The 25,354-nt window shown below is 49.4% G+C and carries 15 protein-coding genes; 9 read left to right on the top strand and 6 right to left on the bottom strand.

Going from position 1 to position 25,354, the window contains the following annotated elements; all coding sequences use genetic code 11:
• Positions 1-43: 43 nt before the first annotated feature.
• The 6 genes from KCQ76_RS09200 to KCQ76_RS09175 all read right to left on the bottom strand — a co-directional run bounded on the left by KCQ76_RS09200 (position 44) and on the right by KCQ76_RS09175 (position 7,680).
• Entirely contained in the window at positions 44-1,897 is a 1,854-nt protein-coding gene (locus KCQ76_RS09200) for an Hsp70 family protein (RefSeq protein ID WP_082089955.1), read from the bottom strand.
• A gap of 5 nt (positions 1,898-1,902) precedes the next feature.
• Positions 1,903-3,969 carry a hypothetical protein gene (locus KCQ76_RS09195; RefSeq protein WP_221914854.1) on the bottom strand — a complete coding sequence of 689 codons (2,067 nt, stop codon included), beginning with the start codon at positions 3,967-3,969 and terminating at the stop codon, positions 1,903-1,905.
• Positions 3,970-4,002: 33 nt separating this feature from the next.
• Positions 4,003-5,172 carry a GTPase domain-containing protein gene (locus KCQ76_RS09190; RefSeq protein WP_082089956.1) on the bottom strand — a complete coding sequence of 390 codons (1,170 nt, stop codon included), beginning with the start codon at positions 5,170-5,172 and terminating at the stop codon, positions 4,003-4,005.
• 61 nt (positions 5,173-5,233) lie between these two features.
• A complete protein-coding gene (locus tag KCQ76_RS09185; RefSeq protein ID WP_046202026.1) occupies positions 5,234-6,046 on the bottom strand; it encodes a hypothetical protein in 813 nt (270 codons plus the stop codon).
• Positions 6,047-6,456: 410 nt separating this feature from the next.
• Positions 6,457-7,128 (bottom strand): GTPase domain-containing protein, encoded by a 672-nt coding sequence (locus KCQ76_RS09180; protein WP_146003209.1) that lies wholly within the window; start codon positions 7,126-7,128, stop codon positions 6,457-6,459.
• Between the two features lie 27 nt (positions 7,129-7,155).
• Positions 7,156-7,680 (bottom strand): hypothetical protein, encoded by a 525-nt coding sequence (locus tag KCQ76_RS09175; RefSeq protein WP_060941975.1) that lies wholly within the window; start codon positions 7,678-7,680, stop codon positions 7,156-7,158.
• Between the two features lie 815 nt (positions 7,681-8,495).
• Here KCQ76_RS09175 and KCQ76_RS09170 point away from each other — a divergent pair.
• The 9 genes from KCQ76_RS09170 to KCQ76_RS09130 all read left to right on the top strand — a co-directional run bounded on the left by KCQ76_RS09170 (position 8,496) and on the right by KCQ76_RS09130 (position 25,348).
• Positions 8,496-9,089, top strand: coding sequence for a hypothetical protein (locus KCQ76_RS09170; protein WP_046202030.1), 594 nt, complete (start codon positions 8,496-8,498; stop codon positions 9,087-9,089).
• Positions 9,090-9,213: 124 nt separating this feature from the next.
• Positions 9,214-11,967 (top strand): vWA domain-containing protein, encoded by a 2,754-nt coding sequence (locus KCQ76_RS09165; protein WP_052722400.1) that lies wholly within the window; start codon positions 9,214-9,216, stop codon positions 11,965-11,967.
• Positions 11,968-12,027: 60 nt separating this feature from the next.
• On the top strand, positions 12,028-15,624 hold the full coding sequence (locus tag KCQ76_RS09160) for a tubulin-like doman-containing protein (RefSeq protein WP_046202031.1): 3,597 nt from the start codon (positions 12,028-12,030) through the stop codon (positions 15,622-15,624).
• Positions 15,624-18,425 carry a CvpA family protein gene (locus KCQ76_RS09155; RefSeq protein WP_046202032.1) on the top strand — a complete coding sequence of 934 codons (2,802 nt, stop codon included), beginning with the start codon at positions 15,624-15,626 and terminating at the stop codon, positions 18,423-18,425. The genes KCQ76_RS09160 and KCQ76_RS09155 overlap by 1 nt, the downstream gene beginning before the upstream one ends.
• A gap of 159 nt (positions 18,426-18,584) precedes the next feature.
• Entirely contained in the window at positions 18,585-20,816 is a 2,232-nt protein-coding gene (locus tag KCQ76_RS09150) for a SaeA-related protein (protein WP_052723041.1), read from the top strand.
• Entirely contained in the window at positions 20,813-22,834 is a 2,022-nt protein-coding gene (locus tag KCQ76_RS09145; protein ID WP_060941976.1) for a GAP1-N2 domain-containing protein, read from the top strand. The genes KCQ76_RS09150 and KCQ76_RS09145 overlap by 4 nt, the downstream gene beginning before the upstream one ends.
• Positions 22,821-23,807, top strand: a complete 987-nt coding sequence (locus KCQ76_RS09140) for a hypothetical protein (protein WP_046202034.1) — start codon at positions 22,821-22,823, stop codon at positions 23,805-23,807. Before KCQ76_RS09145 ends, KCQ76_RS09140 begins: the two co-directional genes overlap by 14 nt.
• Positions 23,808-23,962: 155 nt before the next feature.
• On the top strand, positions 23,963-24,931 hold the full coding sequence (locus KCQ76_RS09135) for a TRAFAC clade GTPase domain-containing protein (protein ID WP_152646986.1): 969 nt from the start codon (positions 23,963-23,965) through the stop codon (positions 24,929-24,931).
• A 225-nt stretch (positions 24,932-25,156) separates the two neighbouring features.
• On the top strand, positions 25,157-25,348 hold the full coding sequence (locus KCQ76_RS09130) for a hypothetical protein (RefSeq protein ID WP_146003206.1): 192 nt from the start codon (positions 25,157-25,159) through the stop codon (positions 25,346-25,348).
• Positions 25,349-25,354 lie beyond the last annotated feature (6 nt).

Raw genomic sequence — 25,354 nt, 5'->3', positions numbered from 1 at the left:
GAATAGACGGTGAATTACTTTCGATCACTTTCCGATGGACGCCTTAACCCTTTCTGATGATCTGATCGACTACGTTAATGCTTTGGCGGAGGGCTTCTTCGTCTTTGGGATTTTCGAGTTCCGATTGTGGAGTAATATTGATCCAACCGCGTTCCGAGATTTTCGCAAACCAAATAGCGGGAGATGAACCATCATCGGTGTGTGGAATTAAGTACCAGTTTGGGATATTGTCTGTTTTTGTCACTGACCGGTGTCCAATATCAACTGGTTCTGAGACAAAAGAATAATCATAAAGAGGTGTTACGGTGATCTCCACGTAATGGTGATCGCCTACCTCAAACGAGCATTTTGATGAATCTATGTTATTTCCGCCTGAAAAGCTGTTGGCGTTATCGATACGTTCGGCAATAAGGCCGGGAAGCTTGTTGCACACGAGTTTTGACCCGGCGATTATTGGTGAGTCGTCGGGAATTTTAACTGGAGTTATGGTATCGGGGTTGAACTGGCTTGTGTTTTGGCTGGTATTCTGCTCGGTGCGTTCGTGATCCTGATCCCCGTGCTGTGTTCGATGAATTGCCAATGCAGTAACTAATGCACCCAGAATAAATACAGTGACGAACGTCATGATTTGGCGGGGAACAGTTCCTTTCCGTTGGCTAGCATTGGTGTGTCTCGTCAACGCCTGGGGGCGCCAGGATGAGCCAACCCCACTCTCTGCACTGGTAGTAGTTGAACGTTCGAGGTCTTGAGAAACATCGCTAGCGTTCCTAGGAGGTAGAAGAGCTCCTTTACTTACGGCATTGAACGGTGTGTTGATAGGGCTAACTTGCGTCCATTTCCCAAGAGCTTCGCGGAGCGCTGGAGTGAAAGCAGCTCCTCCAGTAAGAAAACAATGAATGCGTTCGTCTGGCAAGTTATTGCTGGTTTGAGTGGCTACAGTTGCCGTGCGTTTGGCTAGCTCATTAATTCTGGCGATGTCATCGCGCAGGATTTCCGTCAGACGTTCTCTGGAATAAGTGAGTGAAAGTGATTCTTCAAAGGGGGGCTGAATAAACTCAAATTTCTGGTCTTCCGCGAACGAAAGTTGCTCCCGGAGATTAATCACCCTGGGATATATCGATTCTGAAGCTAAGATCCGGGCAATATGATCATTATCGTCGAGTGGTAACGAAAAGCGGTCCGCATAATCATCGGCCAAATCTCGTATCAAGTTTTGGTCAAAAGACCGCCCGCCTAGGCGATGATCGCCCATGCTGTTGGCGACTTGGGGTACGCCGGCCGAGGAAGGTTTTATTAGTGAGGTATCTGTGGTCCCTCCTCCAACGTCCACGACTAGAAGAGCTGGAGGTAACTCATTTGTCCGGGCATAAAACTGGGCGGCAGCGACGGGTTCCGTAACAAGTCGGATTAACTCTGCAGGTATTCCTCCTCGGATTGCCGCTGTCCGTAATGCCTCCGTAAAAGAAGTTGAGACGGTATGGGGGTGCGTGAGAATTACTGTTTCTGGTGGCTGCGGACCGCAGGACCCCATGGCTTTTGTGTACACTTCGCGGTACAAAGCGGCTAACGCGCCAAGAACCTCTTCATCTCTCGACGAGTGCTCCTCAAGTAAAAGACGCTTAGGAGACAAGAAGAAATTCTCAGGAGAATACTGGGCATGCTCGATTGCTTGTCGTCCGACATATGTTGCTGACCGGCCGAGATACACTGCCGATGGAATTCGCGTGGATGAGGAGTCGAGTCGGAGCTCGGTGGGTTCAGCCGTTCCGTGTCTTATCGCTGCAGCAGTATTTGAAGATCCTAGATCGATGGCGAGCGTCCATGTTTTAGGAACCCGGTCGATAGGGGAAACGTCTCCACGGCGAGGAGTAGCGCCTTCATTCTTCGCAAACATCATTGGTATCAGGGCTCTGACTTTTGCGAATCGAACGTCTTTTGAAAAGCAACGGCTATCGGAATCATACTTTGCCTAATCTGGTCCAGATTTCGGTCAGAGCCTGATGTCTCTGAGGGGGTTAGCTTCGAGATCGTTAAACATTGTTTACTCGAAATGCAATAACTTAAATTGAAAGTGCTATGGGGAGGGATGTTTCGGCCATCGCGAGGTGTTACTCGACTTGAATCCCACGACTCTGTCCATCCTGCCAGCCCGGGGGTATCGACTTGATTCCCTCCACGTGTTACTGGTGCCCCGGTTGTTATGAGGGTAAGGGCTTCCTCGGGTTTCGCAACGAGATCAAAGGAAATAAACTCGTAGGTCTTGCCCGGTTTACCACTTAAATGAGGGTAAGAAAGCTCCTCGTTGTCGGGAATCAGTGGCCATAAATTATTTTCTGCGGACCAGGCAAGTCCGGTTCGCTGAAGGAAAGTATCCAAATTAAAAGCCCCGTCGTGTAACACGGGTCCAACACCTCCCTGCGAAACTTTGGCATGGCCGCCTAGCCTTGCGAACCCACGAATCGCCGTACGATGTATCCCCAAGACATCGGTATTTTGAGCGTTCATAGCAGTAACAAAGCGCAAATACCCATGTGAGTTATCGCCGTGTTCGGAGAAGATTGCCGGAGCATCAGCATCAGGCATAGAGATTTTTCGCTGGTGCCAGCCGTAAAAATCACCGTAGTCCTTGTCTTCGGTAAGCTTCCCGTTTTTAATGGAAGAAACAACACTATGATCTCCTCCAGTAACAAGCAAAGGACGTCCCCCGTAATGGTCATTAAAACCATCGTCAACGTGGAAAAATGAGCAGTTTCTGTCCTTGGTGTTTTCGTTAGCTTGCTGGATATTTTCGAATGACGTTGCGACATGTGATCGAGCTGCAATATCAAGCGGCAGTTGCTGGTATATCATGCGACAATCGAGTTTTTGAGTGGAATTTTGAAAGATTGAGTAAGGATTTTCCGTCGATATTCTTTCCGCTCGGTCTGGCCCAGTTGCCTTTTTAAACGACATTAGCGTCATTACTCCGCCGAAAGTGGCGAGTATCGAGAGTAATCCCGCGGCTAAGCGCTTAAAATTCGAAGACCTGCCAATTACGGGCAGCTGCTTAGATGGTTTATCCACTAATTTACGTGCATACAGGTAGCGTAGGGCTCCCTCCAACATCTGATTGTCATCGACATGGCGTAAATATTTTGTGCTAGTTACTGTGTTTGTCTGGGAGTTCTCTAAGTTGTCGTTGCGCTGCGAGGGAGTGGGAGAGGAATTAAGATGTGATACCGTTAAGAATTCCTCTTTTGCTGAAGGGTCTCCGCCTGTGATAACAAGTGTTGCTTTCGGTAACTCTTTCTTAAGATCGGTAAAACTAGAGAATGGGCCTGAAATTGTGGAGGTAGGTAGAAAAAGTGAAGAATTATTGTTTTTTCGAGTTCCTAACGGATGTGCATCATTTAGTTTTTCGCTGGTCGTATCTGGGATTTTTTCTTCAGTAAAAGTTACTTCAGCATAATTTTTGTGAGTGTATATTAATGTTGGTCCAGCGTAACTACGATCACTAATCGTTGTTTGACTACCCAAGTCATTGCCAGGTGCATAGAGCAAGCATGTCGCCCGCGACACATGTACGATGCGGGTGGAAGTGATACCTGCATTACGTAGTGATGTATCGAGCGTCGAGATGGTTTCGCGGTCCCAATCGGTGGGATGAATCATACAGATGACGTCTTTGTTGGTGACAGAGAGAAGCTCTTTAATAGGATGAAGAGCGTCACTTGCCACCTCCTCTGGCGTGACAGCTGTGTCGTTTACCCAAAGCTCTTTACGTCCCATGTTCGTCAGCGGGTTTGATATCGATGGCCAGCGCACGGAGTGAAGCTCGGTCGAGAGAAAGCTGTTCGGGCCCATTGATCGATGGGAGAGTTCGCCGCTTTTTTGGGTATTGTTGACAGGGTTGACAAGTATATGGAGCTTGTCACCCACCGGGTGAAGGACGATAACACGACGTTGTTGGAACAAATGTGGTGTGTGCAAAGAAAGCTCCTCGTACTGTAGTAACCCCTGGGCTTATTTTGATACGTCACATTGATGAATAAGGTATCGGTAAAGCCCACTGAGTGTGCTCAAAGCGCCTTCAACCTCGGGCGGCTCGAAACCGCGCAACCGTCTATTGATGTCGCGTAAGTAATTCTGAAATTGGTTTCGCTGTGCGTTGCCAAGCTTGCTAGTCTCACTGAACGGTACTTGGCGAAGTGCACGGATGAGGGGAGGAGCTTCGCTAGACAAGCTGTTCTTTCGCAGTTTATCAAGGTGTCCAACGAGTGCGATGCAAAGCCCTGACAGTTGATCAGGTGGTACAAGCGAATCTAGCAGAAGTTGGGGAGATGTGGCTAAGAACGCAGAAGCTTTAATATTATCAAGGCTTTCACTCGTCAACACAAGGTCTGCGATAAACGGAAGCTTTTGATGGATGAGGGTTTGAAGCCGGGGGATTCCGGATACCGCATCGAGCCACATCGAGATGATGTCCGGTTCCGTGCTAGGGGCTTTGGTTTTTGCGTACCGCCCAGCAAGTGTATTGAGATCCGGTCTAGTGATTTGTTCTTTGGCGATTTTTTGTTTTGCTTCGGCGGCTAACGCGTAAGTTGCTATTACGTCAAAACACTGCGCGGATTGTGACCGGATGTCATTCGCTTTAGTGTTGGCGACGGCAATAGCGTCTTCAGGACTTGCGTAGCCTCCATCGAATTCATCGCTTCGATTGGTCGTGACAACAGTCGCAGCTGGGTTGAAGCCAAGGGCATCCAGCGCATCGAGATCATCGTCACCAATGTCATTTGTTGTCACGTAGATCAAGGCGTCTGGAGTGGGCAGTCCGTAAAGAAGATTTTTGCGTTCATCCTCTGAAAGATAAATAAAGCTTCCCGGAGTATCGATGAGACCGAGTCCTTGAGCGCTCCCGGCACGGTAGAAGGTAGCTTCAGTTGTCCCGCCGATCAGGGAAGTAGATGCGAGGCTATCGGGCGCAGTAGATCTAGTTTCCGCCCATATAAGAGAGTTGACTAGTGTTGATTTTCCTACTCCAGGAGGACCTGCAACGAGTAATGTCAACGGGCTCCCGGCACGCTCTATTAGGGGAGTGAGTAAAAACGCGAGTTCCGGGTTGGACCTCAAAGCGCCGAGGAAGATCTCGGTAGCTATCCTTTTTGAGGAGAGGGGTTGTGTACCGCTTTTCATTAGGGGTTCCTTATGGTTCTTCGTTTTACCCTTAGATAGTCCTGTCGGCTCACCACTTAATTTAGTCTTTATCCCTAGTGCATCTTTCAGGTTGAACTATATTTAATGCCTCGACGAAGGATGAATCAACCTTTTCTAGAAAAGACTGTTCATTTTGGGCAAGTCTGCGGAGTTTTGACGCCTTGGTCGAAGAATTTTTCAGTTCTGAGGCTATCGAACGCAGGTGGTGGACCCTCTTGTCGGTTATGTAAGATATATCTCTTTGGAAATGGTCCTGAACTGTGGGACCTATCTCGAAGGAAAGCTGTTCAAGGTTGTAACCGATGGAGCGTCGAGCTTCGTTCAAAGAGTCTCGAAGCCATGTGGTAAGACTTCGCTTTCCTTGGCGGGCTGCACGAAAGAAGAGATTGAACGTGAGCCAAACTCCGGCAGCTGCCACGATTGGGATACCGCCGGTAGCTGCGATAACTCCGCCGACTCCGGGTAGTAGCGACGCAGCGTATGTCAGTCCAACACCGCCGGAAAGGGAGACCGTTAGTAGGCTAGGGTCTATCAGCTCTTTGACTCCGATTTCGTCAGGGGTCCGAGATTTTGAGTCGGTATTCGCTCCGTGTTCTGCGTACTCTGCGTTGTCTTCTCGTGAGGTTTGCACATCTTCGATCACCTTCCCCCAATCTCCTTCACCTAGCGTGAGGCTCATATAAGATTTTCGGAGAGTTTGCATGTATCTCATAATGACGTCGCGGGCCGCGTGAGAAAGATCGTCGTTGAGAGCATCGACAATATCATCGGCGTGAGAAAGGATTGCGTCCTTTCTGTTATTTTCGAAGTAACGAGTCCATGTTTGGCGGATATCGGAAATGTGTTTATCCAAATCAGCAGACGCGACGCTACGTGCAGAGGCGATTTTTCCTGATAGACGTATCCGACCAGAGGTCGGCGTGTTCTTGATTCTCTTAATTTCCTCGTCAATATCTTTTAATTTTTTACTAAGTCCGGTCTCATTAATGGGTCCGCCCGGAGATTCTACAAGTGATTTATTTAATTTTAGGCGGTTTGCAATTTTATCTTCTTGGATTGTTACGTGGGCTTGCTGAAGGGCCCGAAGTAAGGCCCCGCTAGATCTTAAATTGGATGAGTGAGTGTTAGTAAAAGGCGTCGAAGTAGACTGAAAAACACTATCGTCTACCGTGAGTGATAGATGATTGCGCAGGTCGATTACGTCTGACTGGGACGTTGCAGGAGAGTGAAGCTTGAGGGGAGGTGTTTCAGTATAAAAAATATTTATATTTTCCCATAATAGCCCTTAATAAGTTTCGTACTCTCATCAGCGACGGCCTTGGCTCCACGGAGATTGACGTCCATTTGATTAATAACGACGGTGACTGATGGTGACGTTGCTAGTAGTGTTCCAAGTTCTTCGAGTTCTCGCGGGGTAATAATCCGTCGGGCATCAATCACATAAATAATCGTTCCCGCCTCGGTGAGGATATTAGCCGAGCCATGTCGGTGGGATACCAGAAAAGTTCTTAGCGGAGGTAGATCATGGAAGGTTAAGAGGGGGCCGCGGTTGTTCAAACGGGCTTGTATTCGGTTGTGCAGGTGAGCGGTTGAGGGGCTAGCGGTGTCGATGTTGTTCGCCGTAACCGCATAGATGAGGCTCGTTTTTCCTGCTCGTGGTCGACCCGTAACTACGATACTCTCTGTGAGTCGTTTTTCGTTGAGGGTCGCTTGTATTGCTGCAGCTCGATCGGGGTCGGTTTCGTCGATGTACTTTAGATATTGAGTAAGTGCTTTTTCCGCAGTCACGAAGGCTTCCGGTATTTTTGGACCCTCGTCTTGGTAGCCGCTCTGTCGGCTCCTCGGAGCTGGTTGACCTAACGACGATCGATCGTTTGATGACGGTGGGAGCCCATCTCTAGATCGGCGGCCGTCCGTATCCAAACTATCGCTCATATCTTGAGAGTATAGGACCCAAATGAACTATTGCTCCTGCAACGCGTTGATTAGGGCATCGAGCATCCGAGTGCCCTCCTCTGGATTTGTTCCGAGGACTTCGCAGGATTCTGCCAAGCTCAGTGGTGAGTAGCAAGCCATCACGTAAAGTGCCAGTGATTCGATCCGTTTAATAGTCTTACTGGGAAAACCGGTCTCGTGCGGAGTTTCCGGTTCTCGCTGGACGCTCGCGGCGTCGTGAGAACTAGAGGGTGCCTCTCGGTCTTGAGGTTCCGATTCTTCTTCCGCTCGATCTAAAGCGCCTAAGCTTTGACGTGCGGTTTTAAACACCTCGCTGTAAATTATTTTCGTTACTTTCCCAACGGTTTGCCGCCCCGGCCTACTGTGCTCTTCCGTGATTGTTTGGGTGTTTTGCCAGGCTTGTGAAAGTCCAAGGGCGAGAATGGTAACTGACCAGCTTTCGTCATTCCCTGTATCACGGTACGGCGGCCGCAGCTCCACTTCGTTGGGAGTGAAGGCGCTGACGATTGACCACAACTGTTGCTTGTTCATTCGAGCTATGCGACGAAACTCCATCGCTAGGTATGGAAGATAGGGGTTGTCGGTGTGGGAAGCCATAGTGAGTAAATACTCCGAAAAAGAAATAGGAAGGGAAAAGAGGGAAGCTTATGGAGACAGTGACGAGTGTGTGACCCGAGTTGGCTCGTTGAAGGGGCTGAGAGGTGTTGTTTAAGGCGTAAAATAGGGGGACTCTGTCGTGTCGCCGATGAGATTCCACAACACTTCGTCGATCAGGCCATCTGGACATTCAGTACTCACCACTTCCGACAGGAGTGGGTCATGTGCGGGTATGTCGTGGGGTGAGTTATGGGGAGGTAAAAAAGCCCCAAGATCATCGGGGGGAGATTCGTTAAAGAATGAGTCAAGCGATAACCATAGGGGTCGGGAGGTGGCCTGAAATTGGTCACGATAGGAAGTCTTTTTCATTAATTACACCTTGTAGATCGTTTTATCTGTAGAGGGCTCCGGCCTTCTAGGCGGGTAGCTCAACGTAACTGGCCAATGTGGTGGCCTACTGCTTTGTAGGTGGCTGAAAGCTGCGGAATGTTCCCATTTTGTGGGAGATTTTCAAAAATCTCACTGCTCAGCTGCAGGGGGCAGCCATTCGAGCAAGGGGATCTGAAGAATATCGGGAACATTGTGACGTGTGTGTGCACAAACCTATGGAGTCCCTTGAACACGCAACTTAAGCAAGAGCGGAGTCGCTGGATTAATCGGTGGGTTTATAGCCGCCATCACATACCAGTGCTTAGCTTTCGACAAGCTGCAGATGCGAGGGTCGTACCAAGATGCGCAAGGAGGATGACGTGGGACAATTTGGGAACAGTGGCTATCGCCAGGAAAAGTCTTTCGATGATTTTGCGGACGAAACGAAATATCACGAGCCGTTCTCACAGTTCGACGACCCGACGAGCGCCTTCGGTCCAACGGACGATGCCTTTTCAGATTTTGAAGAATTCGGAAACAAGGGCGACGTTGGCGCCGATTTCGACGATGACGCAATTTTAGAAAAAGGCGGTTTCCCGTCAGGGGTAACGACATCAACCAATTCAGGATTGGCTGGTGGAGTATCGGTTGTAGAGGCTCCAGTTCCGTACCTGCTCCCGAGCTTAATATTGTCGATCGTATCTTTAGTGATCTGTCTTTGGGTTATATTTCGACCTTTGTATGTAACCGAAGGAGCTTATCTTCCCGTTGTTGGAATTAGCTGGATACTATCCGGTCTAATGAGCATAAGTTTACTTTCTCTTTACTTGATAAAAAATACAAAAAGAAAAACAGAAGGCGTATATATCTATAAAGCCTGGAAAACGTATCTCTACTGGTTAACTATTTTGCTTATAATTACAGCGGTGATCATGTCTGCGGTTCAGATAGGACTTTGGTTCGGAAAAATATAAACCTTTTCAGAATAGTTCAAAATAAAATCGGAGAAGGCTAATGTTGGCAAGTGTTTTGAGTCGCTATAATTATAATCGGATATCCAGTTTTAAAGCTTGGTGCGCTATTTTCTCGGTATTTGCGATGGTCGTGAGTGCGGGCCTCCTCGGGTGTAGCACGGCGGAGGCGCAAACAGACAATTCCTCTTCAGAGTCGGCAGATGCCAATGGTAATGGGCTGGCAAACCTGGGTGCATGCATTTCCCGGAAGCAAAACCTTGATGTCGTTCTCCTTATAGATGAAACAGGTAGTCTTGTCCACGGTTCAACAGACGGAAAACTAGACCCGAATAAACCGGGATCAGATCCCGAGCATACGCGTGTGCCAGCTGCGCAAAGCTTTGTCGACCAATTACTGGATAAGCAAGCTGCCATGGGCTTTTCGACTCAAGTCCGAGTTTCTGGGTTTGGAGAAAAATACAAATCTGGTGATACAGCGCCGAACGATTATTCTGATTGGAAAAAACTCGATAATAGTTCTGTAGATCAGGTCAAAAGTGAGATCGGGAAATTCTCGGATCGAACCGGAGAGTCGTATACCAATTATAAAAATGCGTTGGAAGGGGCATCAGAGGACCTTCTTAAGCATGATTCCGGGAATTCCTGCCGGATGATCGTGACTTTTACTGATGGCGCGTTGGCTCCAGAAGGTGATGAGGCGCAAACTGAGGACGCCCTTTGTCAGCAGGACGGGGTTGTTGACAAGCTCCGCAGTGCTGGTATTTCCAATGTCGCCATAGGTCTTTCAGGGAAGGATGCGAATGAGTCAAGCTTCGACCTATTGAAAGCCATGTCCGAAGGTTCTGGTCAAGCGTGTGGCGTCCAGCCACCTAATGGCGCCTTTTTCTCTGCTCGCAATGTCGGGGACTTATTTGCAGCTTTTAGCAAGGCTTTATCAACCGGTGGCGATGTAACGAACGATCTTCCCGCGGATAGGAGTTTTGATTTTTGGCTAGACGATTCCATCGACTCGGTTCGTTTTAGCGTTGTGGCGCATGATGATCTGGGACCGAACGCTGTACTTGATCTTCGTTCTCCTGCTGGAAAAGAGCTGAGATTGGATTCTGACGGCAAAAAGTCGATCGGTAACGCTGACGTGTCGTGGAGAAGCACAGCCAACCCCGTTCGACAAGTCAGCGGCATGTTTTCGAAGCAATCGGACGATGGTTGGTCGGGGAAGTGGTCCCTCCAATTTGAAGGCCTAACTGACAGTTCGAAGCGAAGCAATGTTTTTAATTCAGTTGAAATGTCCCCGGGCCTCAAGGTGGTTTTCCGCCGAGACTCATCGCATGGAGGTCAGGGCAATGCATCCGGGGAGGATAGTGCCCAAACAGATACTGGCCAGCTGAGTCTGCATAGTACTGACTCGTTGCAGATGAACTTAGTCGATGCAGCAGGGAAAACTCGTCCGATGAAGGGGAAAGCCATCACGAGTGTTGACTTTGTTCCTCGTTCCGGGGATCCAATTTCCTTGGGTCGTGATATTGACATGTCGTCAGGGAAGTCAAACATCGACTTAGGGGCACTCGGGCAAGACCCTCAGTCAGGCGAAATCCGAGCGTCCACGACGATTACCACTGCCGGTGAACACGGGCAACCGGGTACCGAATTAAAACCCATCGTGGATACCTCGCCGATGTCTGTGACCCCCGACGTTCTTCCCACGCTGCCGGGCGAGATTTCTTTCAAAGGTGCCGGTAAGTCTGTGACAGTCGACGTTCCGGTTAGTGGCCCGGGGAAGGTGTGGGTCCAGCCGGACAGTAAGCTTCAGTCGGCGACTCTACCGGATGGTATGGAGTCACTAGCGGTGTCTTCGAAGTATGACAGTTCCTCGAATGCTGTTGAGCTCAAGGATGGCGAGAATGCCACCATCCCAATTACTTTTACTCCTAGTTCAACCGCGGAAGGTGCCGTTTCTGGTGAGGTCCGTTTGAATGTGTCTAGTCGAGATGGCACAGAAGAGTCGATGGTGCCAATAGCTGCTCGTGGCAACACCGCGTTACCGGTCAACAAGACTAAGTTCACGATAGCTGTCCTCCTGGCTATAGCCGTCGGGTTAGCTGTACCTCTTCTGGTGATGTACCTCGTCCGTTACCTTGTCTCGAGAATCCCTAACACCGCCGGTTTTGGCATCCAGCGTTTTCAAGTGAGAAACGACAATGGAGTGTACACCTTTGACGGAAATGAGTCTCTGGTTCTCGATTATCAAAAAGTGGCCCAAAACCAGGCTGAAATTCACGGACGCTCATTTGTGGCCGGCGGCGTTTCAGGAAATGTGAAGTCCTTCGGCCTTAACCCCTTAACTCCCGCGCGAGTTGTGGTTGGGTCGGCGCCCTCGTTGGCACCTGAACTGGGACAAAGTAAAGACAAGCGAGCGCTACTACCGCTAGCGCTACCAGATTCGTGGTACTTAGAACGAGGAGATCTTCCGGGGGCGATTGACCTAGTGGTGCTTCCACGGGTTCCTCTCGATCCGGGAACCGCTGATCGGATCGCGCGTGACATCACAGAAAAGATTGACGACGTTTACCCTGCCTTAGTTGAACAGGTGAAGGTAATTCAGGGGCAGACATCGGTCGTGCCGTCCGATTTCGGCGGTAATGAGTCACTTGGCGGAACAAAAACAGTTGGTTCAGACACTGACCACATAGAAGAGTTCGAGTGGGGACAACCGGTATCCGCCGAGGAAGGATTTGAATTCTCTGATGGTAGTCAACAGGCACCAGCTGAGCAGTCCTTCGACGACGATGCTTTTGGTGAGAATCCCTTTGATGATCAGGATTTTCCGGGCGATACCACTTTTCCCGGTTATAGGGGCTACGACCCTCGCCAACAGTAGAACGAATAAGACCGAACTCTAATTTACGACGTCAAACAAAGTTTCGAGGATTGGGTACTGATGAAGAAGATTCTGGTCATTGGGTGCGGCGGATCAGGTGCCAAGACATTGGCCTATATGATGGATCAGCTAAAAACCATGTTGGCAGAGAAAATGCCAGAGTACTACGGATCTGGTAAGTCGTGGGAACTGCCCAAGGCTTGGCAGTTTGTTCTCATCGATTCTCCCAGTACGCCGGAAAAAATTGCGAAGCTACCGAATGTGGAAGAAGCAGGGGGCCGTTATATTTCCTGTGGCTCATCGAATCGGTATCACACTGTCGATGAAGCAGTCTCTGCAAAACTTGCGCGCGGTAAAGAGTTGGGGACCATTTCGTCCTGGGCTTTGCGGGAGCCGAATAAAGTAACAACTCCCATCTCGAAGGGGGCAGGACAGTACAGAGCGATCGGCCGGATGCTTACGTTGAGTAAGCTAAACGAGATTCAAACTCAAATTTCTAAGGCTTGGGATACCCTGAACAAAGCGGAGACTATCCAAGAATTAACTTGGTTGACTCAAATGATGAGTGGATCCTCGCAAGTTCAGTCGAGCGCCACCAAGGATACGCCCTTGGTTTTTGTGGTGTCTTCCATGGCAGGCGGCTCTGGCGCATCGATGGCAATTGATGTTTGCCGTCTCCTGACGGGAATCCGAGGTTTCGAAGTTGGGTCGAGTTCACTCTTTATGGTGACGCCTGACGCCTTTGGCGAAATTTCCAAAGATGAGATTTCTGGTGCCAACCCTAATGCTCTTGCTATGTTCGCGGAGCTTGCTGCTGCTCAAATGGGTGCTGCGACAGCTCCTGATAGTCGAATTTTTAAAACTTTAGGTGTCAGCGCGTCCGAATCGACAGCTATTCCTGTAGGACGTGTATTCCCGGTGGGTGCACGATCCGGCGCCGATGGAGCTCTGCTTGGGGACGGAAGTACGGCAACTGTTTATCGAGCATTGGGTCGGGGGCTAGCGGCTCTGATCATGGATGGCAGAGCACTCAATGACTACGTAGCGTACACCCTTGGTAATAGAGGGGGCCTGGAACCGAAAAAAACACTTGGGTATGGCTGGGGTGCTGATCAGAATGATATCGCGTGGGGTTCGTATGGATACGCCCAACTTACGATGGGGCGTGACCGTTATGGCGAATATGCTGCGCAACGGTTGGCGAGAGTTGCAGCGGATAAGATTTTGCACGGACACATTGATCCCTCTGTCGATGCTTCCAGTGACGTTCAACTTGATGAAAAATTAAGCAACAATTGGAAAAACATCCGGACTAAACTGGATGCTTTCATACCCCAGCCGGGAATTGATCCAGCGAAGTGGATCTATTCCCATTTCCGTCAAGGAATTCAGCTTTGGGTAAATCGGCAAGTTAATGAACTAGCCGCACAAATTCCGGTCGCAAATAATCAAAGGGGAGCCGAGTGGGCTAGTAGTGTTGAAGCTTCCTTACGTAATTTCGACAATATAGCGAGAAAGGGAGATGTTCGTTACTCTTATGATGTCATTTATCGCTGGGCAGATCGTCATGGGATCCAAGAAGGAATTATAAGTGTTATCGCCGGTGAGATAGCTAAATACGGAGTCCCCTACGGCTTTGCTGTAACAGAAAAAATTCGCCACGAGTTGGAAAATGCGACGCTTAGTAACCTTGGGGATTGCTATCTGAAGCTAGGATCGACCCGCATTACGTTGCCACCAGAGCTGCAGAGAAGCCTGTATGGTCAGAAAGGAAAAATTTCCGATACTTCAGCCTATGTTCAAACAATTACATCCGGCGTTCGTAGTCAGATTGCTATGGTTGTAGTAGGAATCTTTGCTCGCGGTCTCGCAGATGTGTTGAAAGATTTTGCACGGGAGTTTTTGTCTCCTTTGCAAGAGGCTATGCGTAGGGCGCAGGCTGACCTTGAAGAAGCTTGGATGCTGAATCGCGATCCTGACTTGGGGGTAGCGCAGTTGAAAACAGACATTCCCAAGTTGTGGCCAGAAGAAAGCGCGATCGTTCCAGATCGGTTCGACAACGCTGCAAACGAAGAGTTCTTGACTGAGGTTCAGAGTTTCCCAAGTCAGTATGAAGCTGATGTCAAAAATTCAATCGACAGTGCTATAGATTCTGAACATTTAGATTATGAATCTGCACTTAGGATGGCAGCGCAATGCGTTATTAAAGGTGAGTGGGAAGCTAAATCTAGCGCAGCTGAACCGCCACGTAATTTGCTTGTCCTCGATCAAGTATGGGTCCCGGAAAGTTTGACGACTAACCCCACAGCAAATAGCGTAAGAGACGTTCAAAAGGCACGATTTTCGGTTAATATTCGTCCAGAAGAAATCCTTTCCAGATCGCGACAGTATATTGGCCGTAATGGGTATTCGTTTCAAAACTTTATTAGTACAACGATAAGAGATTACATTCTTGACCCGGGAATTAGTGACCGTGAGAGAAATCAGCGTAGGACGAATTTTGTTGCGAAGTTCCAGTCGGCAATGGATCACGCCAAGCCCTTAGCTCAGGTTAATGCCGAGTTGGTAGAGCAACTGTATGGGGCTTCAGTTTCCTATAAATTTAATTTCTCTGCGATTCCATTAGACGGTGACGAGGTTGCCAAAAACTTGGAACAGGTAGTGGGCGGGTTTCCTCACTTCGTCCCAAATGATCCTCAAGATCCGTTGGGAGGTAAGCTCACGGTCGAAGGGGAAGAGCGGGCAGTCGACATCTTTGGGTCGTATAACAACTACGCACCCATCGTCTTCGATTCATTGATGGGCCCCATCCGTAGACAATGGGAAGAAAGCGGCCGTGAAGGGGCAGGGTTTTGGCGTGATAGGCGGGCCCGGCCCTTGCCAGCCGCTCTGCCTATGAGCGACAAGGAACGACACGCGCTTATTGCAGGATGGTACATCGGGTGGATCATCGGTTCACTGGAGTTTCCTGGCACTCTCGATGTCGAGGATGACGCTCCCATTGCCGTATGGGATGAATCTAAGTGGGTCGCTCTTGAACAGCCCCTTTTGACTCCGCCTTCCCGAATGCGTTCGAAACTTGACTGGCTTCCGAGTGTGCTGGAATCGGTGAGCCTGGCATGGAGTGTAGTCGGGGATGAGGCTGGACGGGATAGGATTCGCTTCTACCAGGCGCTTCGGGGAATTTACGATAATAGTGCTAGGCCGAGCACAGCTGACCGCACTTCGATGGGTGAACGCCACCTCAACCACTGGTTGTTTAGTGGGGAAGCGCACAATAAACGTTACCAACGCAAGTTCGGTGGTCCAGATGCGACGCCTGAGGAACGTCGAGACAAGGCGCTGGAATTCGTTAATGCCTGGGCGAACGCCGCAAAGCAATACGTTTCTAGTAAGCAGCTTAAGAAGGGCATTCTTGCTGACACATCGAATCGGGAATTAGCAGACATTACTTCGCGGCAAGTTGCCTCCGACTTACCAGTTTTTGCGGATATCGCTGAAGATGTGATGAAGGTTTGTCAAGACATTGTGAAACTAATAAATAAGACCTACAACGCCGGGGCTAGCGCATTTGAAAGTAGCTTTAGCCAAGGCTTAGATGTGCCTACACCGACTAAAGCTGCTGATTCCTCGATGCCGGGAGAGGACCTTTTCTAATGACTTCTTCTTCAACAAACACCGATCCCACAACAGTTATTTTTCTGGGTAATGGAGCTGTAGCAGAAGCTATCCGGCAGGCCCTCGTGGACTTCGGTTCATTGGGGCTTATCAGCCGATTTATATGGGCGGATGCATCAGTGTTTGAGGACTCCTCGTCCCCTGTGTGCTTTGTAGAAAGCACTGGCGACGGCGGGGCTCACGAAAGTGAGCAACCGTTCGCGGAAGTACTTAGTCGCACGGGGACTAGTCGAAGAATCCTTTGTACGGTTAACGTTATTGGGGAAGGTTCGGTTAATGGAACCCCCTTGAATCGGATACTTGATGCCCTGAACGACACAGGGGATAGCATGAGGGACGTCTATTCTAACGTGTTGATTCCCAGCGTGGGAACAACCGTTGAAGGTTCGCTGCCTACTAACGACGGTTTCATCAATATTATGCTGGCTCCCGAGGACTCTAGTGGTCCATATACAGCGTCAGTCCCCGTTCGTTCATCCGACTCTGACAATCGTTTGGCCCTCTTAGCAGGCGCCGCCCTTGCAGGTTTGTATGGCCTTTGGGCCGATGTGGACGCAACGCCAATTCAAGAAATTGATCAATCATCCGATGGGCAATTCCGGCTCGCGAGGATCTTTTATCGTCACACGGACGGCCAGGCCGTTCAGTTGAAGTTGAAGGATTCATTATTTACTACGAGTCCGAATCCACTGCCGCGAATCAACCGCGTCGGCTTTGAGCAGTCTGCTGAATACACGGACGACGTCTCCCGATTTTCTGACCAAGCGGCGGACGAACTTTTGAAAGACGCTGACCGATCGTTTTTGCAGCCCCGGTATCAGAACTCTCGCGTGGAACCCATCCAATCAGTGTCAACAAAACAGGGCCTATCAATCTTCTTGACGAGATGGGCCAAGAATTTCTGTACAACCCCAACTCGTTTCTTCCGGTCAATGAGTGCCGGGGCAAACACCATGGTAGGCGATCAACTTCAGGAGAAAGTCTACGGCAGGAATTCCCGCATTAACGTTGGTGGAAAGCCGCCAGTTCCGGAAGCGGGGGCGCAGAAGCAAAGAAATACCTCAACTTCTCAATCAGAAAATGATTGGCGGATAGCGCAACAGTTAAAGCCTTTATGGGACGCATATGCAAACACCGCTATGTCTCTGGTTGATGCTGAACCGCGAAATATCAAATTAGGTCAGCCTAATAAGGAGTATCCGTCTAGTGTTAATGACGGAACGACAGACCGTATTCATGTGGCTCATGATATCCGTGACGTTATTCCCGGTCCCTCCATGGATTTTGATGGGCATTTGCCGGCAGAATTAGCTGGGCTTCAGGGGCCCGAGCCTATTGCACCTTACGACGTTAGGGGTATAAGGGCTTTTGAGCGGCGACTGATTTCCGCAGGAGACCAGCGATATAGTGATATCGGCGGGATTATTGATGATTTTGAGTCGTGGAAGCGTAGCGGATCTGCAAGTTTTGCTACGAAGTTTGGGGAAGGCCTTCTACGGCGGCGTCAAAAGCTGTCGGAAACTGAAGCTCAGTTGCAACAGAAAATAGGTGATTTCCAAGAAACGTCGGATAGTAAAGAACAATCTAATTCAGTGACCATCTGGCGGTGGTTGGGATGGGTGACGTCACTATCTCTTGTCATCTTCGTGGCCGCGTTTTTCTTTTGTAAACTGTTCTATAGCGATTCCGAAACACCGCAGTGGGTACAGAACTTCAGTAATCTTTCGGCATCAGCCAAAGTCCTATTTTTCGCTTTATGGTTGCTTAGCTGGCTGGTGTTCCTCGCTCTGCAGAACGTTTTTGAAACGATTATACAAATACGTTTTGTCAATCAGCGTTTAAGTATCGTGGGAAAAAATCAAGCGCTAGAATATAACCTACGCGAAACTCAGCGGCTGATTAAGGTTTTTGACGTTGCGTATGGGCAGTTTATCTCTATATCGCGTCTGCTTGGCGGGCTGATGGAAAGGCCCTTCGGTACAGTTCTCAGCAATACAATCGAGACCAGAATTCCCACTAACGAGATGCCCTCATGCGTTCGTTTTTCGGAGGTAGAGCCGACCGCGGATGATCTCAAGGCTAGCAATCGTCTATTACGTTCGCAGCTTTATGGAGAAGGGTGGTTAGGAGACCGCATTCTTGAAGGGTTACATGATATCCAGAGTTCCCTTCAAGAGGCCGAAGGTCGCTCCTTCAAAGAAGAAACGTTGTTCGCTTCGACGGGCATGGGTACATCGAATGCTTTGACCCGCGCAGCTGAATGGGCGTCTAGCGCAAACTTCCAGGGTAGAGATCGGTCTTCACAGATGTGGGATCACACTGTGTCAGCCGTGGAAAACAATATTCGGTGGGCAAAAGAGACCAGGGGTTCGCGTTCTCAACAGCGCAATGGTTGGGTGCTCTTGGAAGCTTATGAAACAAGCGACCTTAGAGAGCTCAAAGGGTATGGGCGCTTTAATGGTGAGTTCATTTCGTCGAACGGCAGGAATCGGCGTGTGAACACGGTTGATGAACAAAGTTCTCAGTATTACCAAGCTCGTGGTGCGAGTGACGCCATTGGTCAGAGTGAGTTGCTTATCCAGGTGGGCCCACCCGCCCGGCAAAGTGACGTAGCACTGCAAGTACAAAAAGGGTCCCCCAGCTCCGTCAATGTGATTTCTGATCGGTTTAACAAACTCCTTAATGAAGAAACAGATGAGGAACCGTTGCCGCGGGTTGATGACGTAAAGGGTGGAGCTTTCCAACACAACCACGATATGCCTGGCGAAGATCTTTTCTAGTTAAAGCTCCCTCGGATGTGATTACCTTCATGGGTGTTTAAACAAGTAACAAAGTTTTTGATCAGGGCAAAGAGTATTCAACCAGTCGTGTAAAAGGCTGGACCAGACGAAATATACTTGTGATTCTTTCACTCATAAAAAATTGGGAAGTGAGTCATAATGGATTATAATACCGCAAATCAAGATCGTTACGAAGAAGTTCGTAGGGCGATAGAAGAATGGAAAGATAGAGTTCGCAATACGAGCCCCTACCTTACTGTGCCGTCCGACGAAGATATTAATGAATATTTATCAATCGAGGATCCAGAGTCTAAAGTTTCCTGGACTAACAAAACGCTCCAAGCGTGGAAACTGCCGCTGGATAACGTTGTTAAGGCCACTAGCTTAGGTATCTGGAGCTCTTTAAAAGAGAGCCTTGACAGTTCAAAACATAGCCTTTACAGCGGATACTTGGAGCCGGATGAGCGGTTTTTACCGACCCAAGAAAACGACGCACCATCCCGGGAAATTACTGATAGAGGCGTGGATTACTCAGAATCTACTGTCTCAAAGGAGACATCTGGAACTGAAGAGTCTCATCAGTTGCCAGTGGATGGTTCACGCAATGGTGGGCGACATATGGCGACGGCTGAAGAAGGTGTCACGGTGTCTCTTACATCCCGTGATGTTGAATCTGTCGCCGCTACTACGGACTATGGAGAAGAAGAGTTTGATGAACTTGACCTTTTTGAGGAAGTGCGGGAGATTCCAGGCGGGGGCCTAAGGCTAACTCAGCTAGATAATGGTCAAATCCACCTCCAATGGCCACTACCGGAGACCGACGGAGTTCCTCACGGGGCGGTGACGCTATATCGGGTTGTTAGTGAAGAAGAAGAAATTGATCTAGACCCAGCTGAAGGTGAATTACGCACCGTTACTGGTAAGGATTCCTGGGTTGACTCGGACCCAATGACGACAGCGATCAGGGTGTACCAAATTTGGATGAATGTGGGCGACACCGAAGCATCCGCCTTGCATAGTCAGCCGTATTTGGTCGGACATGCCGTTTACGTCCAACCCATAGATTCGATTGACTTAACTTTCGATGGCTCTTCAATTCGTGGGCAATGGGAGCTCGTGAAGAGGACCGACAGTGTCCAAATACAACTTGCTATGGCCGATGAAAGAAACTTAAAACGTCGGCGTAATAGGATTTGCGAGGGGCAGCCGAACCTTCAGGGTTTTCGGTGGAAACCCGAAGCGAGGGGCCTCGCCTATCAAGTAATGGCCAGACGGATTGCAGAGGTTAACGGCCGCAAGCTTCATTCTTCCTGGTCGAAAGTGTATACCGTCGACGTCGGAGCGGAGCTCTCGAATATCGACGTAATTGTTCATGAAGCAGCAGGTGAAGAAAACGTTTTTGAAGCTAGTTGGAAAGCTCCAAGTTCGGGACAAGTCAGGATATATAGATCGAAGACCCCACATGCGGATGGAATTGAAGATCGCGATGTAGAAGTGAAACAGTTGGAGGGGTTTGGTCTTTCTGAAAAAGACTGGGAAAACGACCTTAACTCCGACGAAAATTCTTGTCGAATAGAGTGGCCTGACGACTGGTATGACCTGTTTATAACACCGGTTAGCGTTGTAGGGGATAAAGCGCGTGTAGGGCGCACGCAATCTAGGGTGAGGGTAGGGGTGCCGACATATGCGTCTATCCACGAGCATGTCACCAGCCAGTTAATCACTTTCGGATGGCCGGAAAAAGCTCATGAAGTTGCCGCGTTTATCGTGAAACCTGGAGAAGCCGACAAGTTTGACCCGAAATCATTCACCAACCAGGCGTCATTGTTTGTTGATGAAGAGGACTATAAAAATTCTGGCGGAATGAGAACGCAGCTTGGCTGCTCCATTGATGTCGTGCTAGTTGCGTCTAGGGTTTACGAGGGGAAACGAATTTGGGGGCGGCCCGTTGTCCTTCATTACGTGGGTATCACCGCGTACTCATATAAGATTCTTGCTAATCAAAATGAGCAGTTAGGAATCGCTATAGAAAAATCTTCTCCCGACTTTGAGTCTCGGACGTTCACATTAAGATATCGATCCGACCGACTACCCCTCGAACCCGGAGACGGCAGAGAAGTCAAACTAAAATTGGCAGATGGAAACGAGCATGGTGAATATGTGCCGAATGCAAAGATGCCGCAAGACCAGGGAGTGGATTCTTCAAGAGTTTGGGTGATTGAACCGAAGGCTTATGAATCTGGGCACGGCTTTTTGCGACTTTTCTGGCGTGAGCCCAGTGGATTCTCTGGATCACCTGTCGCGCTACGCGATCCCGACCCACGGACATTGCGTATCGACTACTGGGAACAAATGTTTATTAACTCTTCTGATGAGGGTATGGATCAATGAGCACAAAAGAGACCGGTGCCATGCGAGCTGAAGATAAGGTAGACAATCAAAATTCGCCATCTGCGCGACTGAATTCTTCGGACAAGACTCGCCGATTTGTCCATGCTACTTACGCTTCGTTTGCTAATCGACGTAGTGGAGGGGGCGGCTGGGGAATTGGCGATAATGTTGGCTGCTCGCCTCTAGAGTTGGAGGCTATCCAACAGGCCGCACCAACAGTCATTAAGGCAACAAATCCTGTCGACGAGTTCATCGGTACAAAGGCGATTGAACAACTCCCACGGAGATTAGAGTACAAACCATTAAATATCGGGGGAGAAAGATGTGGGGTCTACACTCAAGCTGTTCCAGCTGGCAAGGACGCTACTGGAAGGCCGAATAATATTTTCACTCACGCTGTCATTGACCGGAACCCAAAATTGCCGACTCAGACTGGGTACCCAATTCGTGCGTTTCGTTCCCCTACTTTCTTGACTCCATTCCGAGCAGTCGAAGTCAACCAAACGTCTCTTCCGGGTGATAGTGATGACATTGAGCTAGGGCCCTTCAGCGATACACGTGCAGCCTGGACCACTGTTTTCGAGCTACTGGGCTCTGATCGATCGGAAGTGGTTTATCGCCTTCAGGATGCCTTGATGTCGCAAGTTTCGTCCTCCACACCATCCCGCCTACCAGTAATCTTAGCGCCTGATGACAACATGGCCGCTCGGTTTTTGGTAGCGATGTGCACGACGATGCCATCGGTGGTTGCCCGCACGAGTTTGAGGTTTAGCACCTTCGAGCGGGCTTCGACCGTGAAGGTCGACTCATGGTTGTCAGGTGGCCCATCCTTTGTTGTAATTCCGGATGAGGATGAGGGGGAGCTGAAAGATTCGCGCTTAGAAGTTATCCACCTCGACGGAGGAGACGATGGATATAAACCCCAGACGTTGTGGTCACGTTTAACACAGGCCCTTATCACATCTGTGGACGCAGGGGTTTCGGTATACGAAGCTGTTGAAGACTTTGGTGGTTACGATAACCAGCCCTTATCCATGGGATTAGCTGTCTACGCATTAATTAACGCTTCACAGCTTGACTGGGAATTAAAGGAAGATGCTCAGGCTCTCGTTATCAACGAAATTAATAGATTGATTTCTCACCAGCCGACAGAGCGTGGTCCCCGAGGGTACGGACTGGATTCGGTTGTTACGCGATTACCCGATGCAATGAAGGAGCTCTTGCGGCGCAATGTTTTTGACCTGCTACACCGACAGCCGATGTCACACGAAGAGGTACACCAGCTGATCACTCGTGCGTTAGACGCTTCCATCCTTCGGGGTGAGGAAGTGGATACCGTGCAGTTCGTATCCGAAATTAACCCTGAAACACGGCATCAAGTTGAGTTGTCACAGAACCCGGCCACCTCGTCACACGACGTGGCCGGGACCGATACCGAGCGGCATCTTATTGCATTTCAACATCGCGTACTGAGTGAATCCCGGTCAAATCAGGTTATACGAAGTCTTTTCGGTGCAGACTGGACTATGCAAGAAATTCTAAACTGGTTGCGCAATCCCAACGAATACTCACCGGTAATAAGTGAAGTTATTAGCGAGAGGAACCGACCTGGTCGACTTCGTCAGCCGCAACTGGTTTGTGAAAACATTGTTCTTACCTATTTGGGATTAAGGTTCTTCGACCCTATATCGCCGGTAATCTCCTTGACTCCGGGGAACGCAGAAAATGCGATTTCGCTTCTGGAGCGACTAGCTTTCACTGCTCTCGACGGCTTACCAGCTGAGGTAGGTAAGCGACTGGGGGAAGACTTGTGGGCGAGGGTTTTTTCTGTCGCTACCCGGAACAGCGAGCTTATCGGTCATGCAGCTAGGGCCTTGATTAGCAGCAGGGAACAAAACCCGGTGTTGAGAACACTTATTGGCCGAGAGATAGTCTCCGCGTTCGAAGGCACTCTACGTTCTCGTGAGCGGTACAACCCGGTTCGACCTAGTCAAGGAAACGGATATGGAAGAAATTGAACTACGACCAGCTGAAAGCTATACGGTAGCTGGACCTTCCCTTCGGTTTGTTCTCCGCGTCGAGCTTAATAACAGTACAGAAGTATTCGTCGATGTGCCCGGTGGGCGTCTACGGCGTGGCCGCACTAAAGTTGTCGTTCAAGGAATAGAAGAATCGACATCCGTTACTTTGTCAAAGTTGGACGGGTCAGCCTTTGAATCGGGCACCAGGGTCTTCATAACCTTGGATCAGTTGGTTGATGCGAAGACAGGGGAAGTAGTCTCGGTCTCTCTTCCGCCTTATGTGCTCTCGGGAAGAAAGAGATTTACCCCTGTATCCATAACTAGAAGTAATGGTGAATACACACTCACAGCTGCTAATTCGGACACTCCTGGTGGCGCAGAGCTCGGTGAGGACTCTGACGTAATTAGAGAGTCAGTTGCAGGGGCTCTTCACTCAATACAAGAAGACTTTTCCGAAACGAAGCCCGCTGCCGCTAGTGAGTCTCCTCAACCGACGAAAGCCTATGTTGTTTTAGATGTTTCTGCTTCGACACGTAAAAGTATCGATCCGGAATTACTCAAGAGAATTTCAAGCGTGATTGATGGTGTCCTTCAATCATCTCACATAGATGTAGATGTGGGAACTTCGTCGAGCATGACGAGTTGGGTAAAACCAGGACGGGGTGACTCCGTCTATGAGCTATGGGAGCAAATGAAGTATTCCCAAATCGCAGAGGTTGGCTGGACACTAGACATTACGTCTCTTGATGATGAGGCGGTTCTGATTGTTGTCAGCGATGACCTGCCCGCGGGTGTCATCGGTCGTGTCGGCCCAACCCATGTTCTGTGCTCACGTACTCCGATGAGAATGTCTTCGGAAGATATCAGTGTGTTTGATCCTGAACTTAGGAGAAAACTTATGGAGGGCGATAGTCGAGCTTTTGACGAATGTGCAGAAAAGATCTACCGGACCATATCCAAGCAAAGGTAAACAGAATGTTTCCTTATCAAGGACCGATTCCAGCGAAAAACCCGTACACGTTCGTACCGATAAACCCGAGTGATACCAGTGGCGAAGTTAGTACCCCAGAAGGTCGGGTCTCGCTCCCCCCGGACTGGGCGGGTTCAGGGACTTTAACGTTTGCCATGGCGGGGGCTCGTTCGTCGGGTAAGAGTTTATACATTGCCGTTGTAGTGAAATTGCTCCAGCAATTGGTAGTTGCTCATGGGGGTACCTTTCGCCCGGCGGATGACTACACGAAGGAAACATACAGCGAGAAGTATGAGCAGCCTCTTTTCGAAGAAATGGGCCTGTTGGGAGCTACCCCGCCCGCCGAAACCGAGAATGCTTATCAAAAGCGGCCACTAATTTTTGATTTAGGCGTCCACGAGCGCGTTCGACCAGATAATGGGGATTCCTTTAACCAAAGAATATTTATTGTTTTTCGTGATGTCGCAGGCGAGGACCTTAAGGAGGAGAACTTCTCAGATCGGCGCGAAAGTCTTAACTTCTTTCGAGCTGCCGACCGAATAATCTTCCTTTTCGATCCAATGGCTGTACCTCGTATTCGCCACTTATTGGAGGGCACAGTCATTAATAATGAGGTTGGAGAAGATGACCCCACCGTCGTGTTGCGCAATGTCCTGGAAGTGTTGGGTGAAGAGCGGTACCCAACAATCGCGATGACGCTCTCCAAATTCGACACTCTCCAGCAACTTGCAGATGTTGAACAAGTTGGCAAGCACGCTGCTGGGGGGCAATCAGTGAATTGGCAGAAAGTGATGTCAAATCTCGGCGCATCCTTTAGGCGTGAAGGTGCCAGCGTGGAGGGTAAATTCTCCCTCACTGAATGCGAGCTATTGCACTATGAAGTGGAGAGTCTCTTGCATTGCTTGGGTGCTCGAGAGCTAGTCAACCAACTTCGGAACCCCATGATTGGGAGTGAGCCGTATAGACACATGTACTTTGTAGCGTCTGCACTTGGGAGTTCTCCGGAAGGCGAAGCAATTGCAAGAACTGGGATTGCCCCCTTCCGGTGTCTTGATCCGATTCGGGAACTATTAGCCGAAGTTGGCCTATTCCAAGGCAAGGGAGATGTGAACTGGTATGGATAATAATTTTGGATATGAATCTCATTCTCCAAATAGGCGTAATCAGGGTTGGCTAGACAGGGAAAGTCAATTTCTAAAATACGCTCGCTCTTCTGGCGGAAAGTTCGGGCATAGCTCGGGAAATGCCGGCCCGAGAAAAACGGAAAGAGGCAACGTAAATAATTTTCATGGCGGTACTTCAGCTGTCAATAAAACGGGCGGTTCGGCAAACAGAAACGATGGGTGGTCGTGGTGATTCCTTCACCTGGCGGTAATCAAAAAATAAGTATGTCGGTTGAAGATGCAGATGCATGGGATAAAGCTGCGGCATTTGAAAGGGAACAACGTCGTTTAAGACGCGGCTCAGCACTAGTTTTTGCGGCAAGTGTCGTCATTTTTAGTCTAATAATCGCATTCTCATGGATTTACCTATATTCATAGGTTAAT

Source organism: Corynebacterium parakroppenstedtii, assembly GCF_019754935.1.
Taxonomy (GTDB): Bacteria; Actinomycetota; Actinomycetes; order Mycobacteriales; family Mycobacteriaceae; genus Corynebacterium; species Corynebacterium parakroppenstedtii.
The sequence above is the reverse complement of the archived record's forward strand: the minus strand, read 5'-3'. Positions and strand labels throughout refer to the sequence as shown.